Source organism: Anoxybacillus sp. LAT27 (assembly GCF_022030075.1).
In the GTDB taxonomy this organism is placed as follows: domain Bacteria; phylum Bacillota; class Bacilli; order Bacillales; family Anoxybacillaceae; genus Anoxybacillus; species Anoxybacillus kestanbolensis.
Map to the genome: position 1 here is coordinate 1 of NZ_JAIWYK010000233.1, position 252 is coordinate 252.

1 protein-coding gene is annotated in these 252 nt (G+C 51.6%); it reads right to left on the minus strand.

The window, feature by feature from the left end; translation table 11 throughout:
* Positions 1-252: class I tRNA ligase family protein (locus LD028_RS09260; protein ID WP_237811644.1), on the minus strand; the 252-nt coding region annotated here is incomplete at both ends.

Consider the following 252-nt stretch of genomic DNA (forward strand, 5'->3'; position numbering starts at 1 on the left):
GCCACGATTCATAGGCGATCGTGTCCGTGTGGCCAAGTTTTTGCCACAATTCTTCGCCGATGTGCGGGCAGACCGGCGACAAGAGCTTGACGAAGCCTTCCATGTATTCTTTTTTCATTTGCTCCGCTTTGTACGCTTCGTTGATGAACACCATCAGCTGCGAAATGGCGGTGTTAAAGCGGAGCGCTTCATAGTCTTCCGTCACTTTTTTCACCGTTTGGTGATAGACGCGTTCGAGCGTATCGTTCCCCG